Origin of the sequence: Candidatus Frankia alpina (assembly GCF_902806485.1) — a bacterium.
GTDB classification, from domain to species: Bacteria; Actinomycetota; Actinomycetes; order Frankiales; family Frankiaceae; genus Frankia; species Frankia alpina.
In genome coordinates, this window is sequence record NZ_CADCWT010000258.1 from 1 (window position 1) to 6091 (window position 6091).

Sequence of the window (6091 nt, forward strand, 5' to 3'; positions counted from 1 at the left end):
CCGCCCCAGATGTTGGGTATCCGGGTGGCTACTCGCTTGGAGCGGCGATCCTGGAGCCCGTGGAACCTGTGCTGGAACCAGACCCGGTGGCGGTTCGTCTCGCGTAAAGTGATGATCTTCCCGCCGCGCTGGGTGTCTGGCGTGAGGCCAACAGTGCCCGTGGGCGACCTCCCGACGCTGCGCGGATCGCCAGGGTGCGGGCGAAGCTCGCCTGGGGGCGACACGTGGGAGAGCGACTGATCGGGTATCTCGCCGACCAGGCCGGCAGCCGCGGGTACGCACGGCTGCAGCTGTGGACCGGAGCCGACAACGACCGCGCGCTGCGCCTCTACCGTCGGGTCGGTTTCGTTCCCAGCGGGCGGACATCGCGCACGGACGGTGGATTGGCGATCGTGCAGTTCGTTCGCCCGGCCTCAGGATCATAGGGACTCCGCCTGTGCTTGTTCGCCCGGCCGGCGTCGACGATGCGGTGGACGGCGGCCGGGCGCCAGGCCGCGTGGCCAGCCCGGGGCGTCCTGGTCGCCGACGACGCCGGTGACCCCGACAGCGCGGTCCGCGACGACGTCGTGGGCGTGATCGCCGTTCGCGACGTACGGTACCGGCGGGAGCTCGCGGTGTGAAGCATGCACGCACGAGCCCTGGGGCGGCGCCGGTGGGCCAGGCGAGTCGGGTGCGGTGCTCGGCGACCCAGCGGTGGGCGGCGCGGACCTGGTCGATGGCTCCGGCGTCGCGTAGCCGGATGGCGGCGGGTTCCCCTGCGATCACCCCGGCCTCGATACCGCGCCAGCAACGATCCTGCCACCAGAGGATCGTTTCGATCAGACGGGCGTGTCCGGTCAGCCCGTAGGCGTCGCGGATCAGCCGGATCCTGCGGGCCGCCTCGGCCGGTTCGGTCGTCGACGGGCCGAGGTCGAGGAACTGCCAGCACAGGTGGGCGACGTCGTGGATGCGTTCACCGGGTCCGGCGAGGTCCCAGTCGAGGAAGGCCACCGGGTGCGGCTGCTGACCGAGATCGCGGTAGACGGTGTTCTTCGGCGACAGGTCGTTGTGGCAGACGACGTCGTGGCCGCCGGCCAGCGGTGTCCCCGCGGTGAGGTCGTGCAACTCGCGGACCAGCTCGGCGACCCGGATCAGGCTCGCGTCGGACCGGACGGCAGGGCCGTGTTCGGCCTTCCAGGGAACGTGCCCGTCGAGGAAGCTGAGGATCTCCCGGTTCTGCTCGTCGATGCCGAGCAACCGCGGCGCCCCCGGCCAGCCTTGCCGGTCGAGGAAGCCGAGCAGACGGTGGACGAACTCGGACCGGGACGTGCGCGGCCTGCGCACGGTGTCGCCGATCCGGACGACCGTGTTCACGAAGCCGCCGGGCAGGGCCTCTTCGGTCACGTCCACCTCCAGCACGATCCGCAGCTGACCGGTAGCTGCTCGTTCTACCCGCCCACGGGCACCCCTGGGCACGCGGGCGTTCATCTCGGGGAGATGCCCGGCTCGGACCACCACCCCTCGCGCACCTACGCGCCGCAGCGGCGCTGATCAGCGGCGGTGGGATCGGTGATGTCCCGGGCGGCGGCGAGGGCCGCGAAGGCAGGGGAACGCAGCGGCCCCTTGCGCATCTGTCCGCACGCATAGGAGCGGATGCCCTCGATGGCCTCGCGAGGGCGGGTGTCGCCGGGAGCCTTCTGGTCGAACAGCGGCAGCACCCGCTCGGCGCAGTCGGCGGCCCAGATTCCGAGAATTCGACGGTCCTCTTCGCTTATGATCACCTTGTTCGCCCGCACATCCTGTCGGTTCCGGTGCTCCCTGCCGCTGCCCGCCACATCTCTGACTGTGCCGGCTTCACCCCGGTGCGGCCACCACATCCAACGTGCGGGGTGATCCACCCGGCCAGGGCCATGGAGCTACCCGGCGTTCCGACAGAGTGGGCGCCATGGTCGCCGAGCTCGCCGTCGACGCGTCGAACGCCGCCCAGTTCGCCAGCTGGGACGGCGAGGGAGGCGCTTTCTGGGTCGCCCACGCCGACCGCTTCGACGAGGGGGTCTCCGCATACCGTGACCGGTTTCTGATCGCGGCCGCGATCGACGAGACGGCGACCGTGCTCGATGTCGGTTGCGGCGGCGGGCGGACGACCCTGGACGCCGCCCGCCGCGCCGCTGCCGGGTCTGTCCTGGGTGTGGACCTGTCCGCGGAGATGCTCGGGCTGGCCCGCCGGCGCGCCGCACGCGAGCACGTCACGAACGTGACCTTCGAGCACGTCACGAACGTGACCTTCGAGCAGGTTGCCTCCGATGCACCGAACTGCCTGCCCCGCCAGGGCGCGTGACGGTGGGTATGGTCCCGGGATGCCGGATCCGATCTTTGCTCATCCTCTCCTCGCCCGGGTGTACGACTCCTTCGACGCCGACCGCGACGACCTGGCCGCCTATCTCGCGATCGCCGCCGAGCTGACCGCGCATCGTGTCCTCGACGTCGGGTGCGAGACCGGTTGCCTGGCGGTTCTGCTCGCCGGACGCGGCGCCACGGTCGTGGGTGTCGACCCGGCCGAGGAGTCGCTCAGGGTCGCGAGGTCGAAGGACCGGACGGGAAGGGTCCGCTGGATCCAGGGCGATGCCGCGGCACTGCCGGCGCTCGACGCGGACCTGGCGACGATGACCGGGAACGTGGCCCAGGTCTTTCTTACCGACGACGACTGGGCCCAGGCCCTCCAGGGCATCCACACCGCCCTTCGCCCCCACGGCCATCTCGCCTTCGAGACCAGACGCCCCGAATTCCACGCCTGGGCGCAGTGGGCGGTGGACGTCGATCCGGTCACGCTCGACATCGCGGACATCGGCCCGGTGGAACGACGCCTGGAGGTCACCGACGTCGGTCTTCCGTTCGTCTCCTTCCGATACACCTACCGCTTCCTGGCCGACGGCGTGGTCGTCACCTCGGACTCGACCCTGCGCTTCCGCAGCCGGGACGAGGTCGAAGCAAGCCTGGTCGCCCACGGCTACCGAGTCCTCGACGTGCGGGAGGCACCGGACCGCCCGGGGCGTGAGTTCGTGTTCATCGCCCGGTCTCAGCGAAGATGACCACGGTCAGGTCGACCCGACCTGCCGCCCCGTTCTCCAGCCGCACCAGCACGTCCAGGGCGCGTCGCCGGGCCGGATCGGCGCTGCGCGAAGAGGCCGTCGCGCCTACTCGAGCTGTTTCTCGGTGACCCGGCCGTCTTGCTGATCGCCTGGCGGGAGGCGCCGGCCGGCCAGCGGTCGCTCCATCACCCACTCCGGCCGGTCATCGCTCTGGCCCGCTGCTGCGACGTTGGTCCGGGTGAACCCGCTGCGCTGGTAGAGCAGGACCGCGTGGTGGTTGCTCTCGTACACCCTCAGCACGGCCCTGTCTGCGCCCGCCCGCTCGGCCCGCTCGGCCCACTCGACCACGGCTGCGACGAGCAGGTCGCCGACCCCGCGGCCTCGGGCCGCCGGCGCCACCCACAGCGATATCAGCTCGACGGTGTCGGAGCCGGTCCGGTCACCGCTGATCATGCCTGCCGGCTGACCGTCGAGTTCGGCGACGATGTTGACGGCCACCGTCTCGAGTCGAGCTCGCCATCGTCGCTGAGTGTCGTCGTCCCCCTGCCAGTCCGCGAGCGCGGAGCCGAACGCGTGCGGTGCGTCGGCCAACGCGGCCAGCCTCAGCTCGCGCCACACCGGCCAGTCGTCCACCACCAGCACCCGCAACCGGTTCATCGGGCGCACAGGGCACTGCCGCCCGGCTGGTCCACCCGCAGTTTCCCCCACGGCAGATGCCCCTCCCGACGTCCCGAACCCGGGCGACCCATGACGAGCCCCCGCTCTCACCTGGCAGAGCAGAATCGGTGAGATTGTCCCACGATCGAAGTAGGATCACCGAGACGTTATGTAACCGGGCGGTCACCATCTCTGACTGTCCTGTCTCGCGTGAGGGGGCGGGGCTCACGCCGGCGTCTGTACCGCGCCGGCGCCGATGTCGGCCTCGGCGGTCGCGAGACTCTTCTCCTCGAACTCCTGGTACGGCTCGTTTTATGAACCAGCCGAGGCATCGTTGCTGGTCACGGCCACGAAACAAGTGAGGCGATGCTTCGATTCACTGGCGGCCAGGGTCGGCGCCTGCCCCAGTACTGTGGCTGCGGATGACCGATTCCGGGATCGAGATCGAGATCACCGCAGACCTGGTCCATGACCTGCTGCAGGAACAGCATCCGGACCTTGCAGGGCTGACGATCCGCGAGGTAGCGGGCGGGTGGGACAATCAGCAGTGGCGTCTTGGGGACGAGTTGGCCGTGCGCATGCCGCGTACAGAACGTGCCCCGGACCTCCAGCGCAAGGAGTGCCGGTGGCTGCCCGTCCTGGCCCCGCGCCTGCCGCTCCCGGTCCCGAACCCGGTACAGATCGGTGTACCGTCCGCGCGCTTCCCGAAGCCCTTGACCATCATGACGTGGGTTCTCGGCGAGCCATTGGACTACACCTCGATCAGCCGCGGCGACCACGCGGCCGACACTCTGGCGGGTTTCCTCAGAGCGCTCCACGTGGAGGCGCCCGCGCAGGCGCCGATCAGTTCGGACCGCGGCGCTCACCCCAGGAAGTGCACGGACCGCTTCGACCACTTTTTGCACGCCGTCGTCCCCGGCGGCATTGCCGACGATGCCCGGGCCGTCTGGGATGATGCCGTTGCGGCGCCCGAGTGGGAGGGCCCGCCGGTGTGGGTGCACGGTGATCTTCATCCCGCGAATGTCGTCGTCTTGGACGGGACGCTTTCCGGCGTGATCGACTTCGGTGACATGTTCGCCGGCGATCCGGCGTGGGACCTCGCGGCCGCCTGGGTAATCCTTCCTGCGGGCGCCGCCGCGCGCTTCTTCGACGTGTACGCGCAGGCGGACGCAGCGACAATCCGGCGCGCCCGCGGACTGGCTGCTCTGAAAAGCCTGATCCTCATGCTGGTGGGCCAGAACGGGGACCGGGGCCTTCCGGGCGGCAAGCCGACCTGGGGACCCGCAGGCCGGGCAGCGCTCGATCGTGTTCTGAGCGGCGGACTGCTGTAGGCACGGAGCCACGATCCTCATCCGATACTCGCTGCGCCAGGTCGTCGAGGGACGCCGCCGCGCCATCGGGCTGGCCGGGCGCGGCAAGTGGCTCCGTGGCATCCGGCCACGGAGTGTCCGCACAAACCTGGTGGCGGATCACGGCGACCCCTGCTAGTTTTCCGGTGGCCGTGCGAGAGGACGAGGAGGTGGTACCCGTGAACGCAGTATCGACAGGGGCGCTCCCCTCCGGGGTCACGGTCGGCCGATAGGTCGTCCGGGAGCGCCGTTCACAAGTGCTCCCGAAAGGCACGACCATGCGATTCACTTCCGAACAGCGCCTCGACGACGGCGTCCTCGAACGCGCCTTCACCCTCGGCGAGATTCCCGGCGTCCTGTGGACGCCCGGCCCCGCATCCGCGCCGGCCCCGCTGATCCTGGTCGGCCACCCCGGCGGACTGCACACGATGCGCCCCCGGCTGGCGGCCCGGGCCCGGCATTATGCGGCGCAGTACGGCTTCGCCGCGGCTGCCATCGAGCTTCCCGGGCGCGGTGACCGGCCCCGTTCGGCCGCCGCCGAGCAGGCCCGCACCGACCTGCGGCGGGCGATGGCGGCCGGCGAACCGGTCGACGAACCGGTCGACGAAATCGTCGACGCCCTCGTCCTCCCGCTGGTCGACAAGGCGGTCCCGGAATGGCAGACCACCCTGGACGCCCTCCTTTCGCTGCCCGAGATCGGCAGCCCAGTCGGGTATGAGGGGGGAGTGATCGCCATTGGTATCCGGCTGGCGGTGGTCGAGCCGCGCATCTCGGCCGCCAATCTGTTCGCCGGGAGTTTCGTGCCCGCCGCCCTGTTCGAGCAGGCCCGCCAGGTCACCATTCCGCTGCAGGTCCTGCTGCAGTGGGACGACGAAGGGAACGACCGGCAGTCGGCCCTGGACCTGTTCGACACCTTCGGCACCAAGGAGAAGACGCTGCACGCCAGTCTCGGCGGGCACACCGGCGTCCCGTCGTTCGAGATCGACGCCGGGGCCCGGTTCTTTGCCCGGCATCTGC

At 70.3% G+C, this 6091-nt stretch carries 8 protein-coding genes and 1 pseudogene; 6 read left to right on the forward strand and 3 right to left on the reverse strand.

Features of this window, described 5'->3' with window-relative positions; translation table 11 throughout:
- The first annotated feature begins 194 nt into the window (after positions 1-194).
- Positions 195-425: a GNAT family N-acetyltransferase gene (locus tag G6R25_RS28005; RefSeq protein WP_268904190.1), complete on the forward strand. Its 231-nt coding sequence runs from the start codon at positions 195-197 to the stop codon at positions 423-425.
- Positions 426-440: 15 nt separating this feature from the next.
- Positions 441-620, forward strand: coding sequence for a hypothetical protein (locus tag G6R25_RS25485; protein ID WP_205447282.1), 180 nt, complete (start codon positions 441-443; stop codon positions 618-620).
- A gap of 355 nt (positions 621-975) precedes the next feature.
- On the opposite strand, the pseudogene G6R25_RS28010 reads toward G6R25_RS25485, so the two are convergent.
- Positions 976-1467: pseudogene (locus tag G6R25_RS28010) on the reverse strand (phosphotransferase); the annotation flags it as partial.
- A gap of 41 nt (positions 1468-1508) precedes the next feature.
- Positions 1509-1760: a putative immunity protein gene (locus G6R25_RS20130; protein ID WP_205447284.1), complete on the reverse strand. Its 252-nt coding sequence runs from the start codon at positions 1758-1760 to the stop codon at positions 1509-1511.
- Positions 1761-1924: 164 nt separating this feature from the next.
- Here G6R25_RS20130 and G6R25_RS20135 point away from each other — a divergent pair, with 164 nt between their 5' ends.
- Positions 1925-2317 (forward strand): class I SAM-dependent methyltransferase, encoded by a 393-nt coding sequence (locus G6R25_RS20135; protein WP_235826408.1) that lies wholly within the window; start codon positions 1925-1927, stop codon positions 2315-2317.
- 19 nt (positions 2318-2336) lie between these two features.
- Positions 2337-3068 carry a class I SAM-dependent methyltransferase gene (locus G6R25_RS20140; RefSeq protein WP_163554190.1) on the forward strand — a complete coding sequence of 244 codons (732 nt, stop codon included), beginning with the start codon at positions 2337-2339 and terminating at the stop codon, positions 3066-3068.
- Between the two features lie 105 nt (positions 3069-3173).
- On the opposite strand, the gene G6R25_RS20145 is transcribed toward G6R25_RS20140, so the two are convergent.
- Positions 3174-3725, reverse strand: coding sequence for a GNAT family N-acetyltransferase (locus G6R25_RS20145; protein ID WP_136449539.1), 552 nt, complete (start codon positions 3723-3725; stop codon positions 3174-3176).
- A 422-nt stretch (positions 3726-4147) separates the two neighbouring features.
- On the opposite strand from G6R25_RS20145, the gene G6R25_RS20150 reads away from it, so the two are divergent.
- Both G6R25_RS20150 and G6R25_RS20155 read left to right on the forward strand, forming a co-directional pair.
- Entirely contained in the window at positions 4148-5056 is a 909-nt protein-coding gene (locus G6R25_RS20150) for an aminoglycoside phosphotransferase family protein (RefSeq protein ID WP_163554191.1), read from the forward strand.
- A gap of 296 nt (positions 5057-5352) precedes the next feature.
- A partial coding sequence (locus G6R25_RS20155) for an alpha/beta hydrolase (protein WP_163554192.1) occupies positions 5353-6091 on the forward strand: 739 nt, incomplete at its 3' end.

Excerpts from the sequence above, each read along its gene's own strand:
- G6R25_RS20135 (WP_235826408.1), top strand. The coding sequence starts at position 1,925 with ATGGTCGCCGAGCTCGCCGTCGACGCGTCGAACGCCGCCCAGTTCGCC.
- G6R25_RS20140 (WP_163554190.1), top strand. The coding sequence starts at position 2,337 with ATGCCGGATCCGATCTTTGCTCATCCTCTCCTCGCCCGGGTGTACGAC.
- G6R25_RS20145 (WP_136449539.1), bottom strand. The coding sequence starts at position 3,725 with ATGAACCGGTTGCGGGTGCTGGTGGTGGACGACTGGCCGGTGTGGCGC.
- G6R25_RS20150 (WP_163554191.1), top strand. The coding sequence starts at position 4,148 with ATGACCGATTCCGGGATCGAGATCGAGATCACCGCAGACCTGGTCCAT.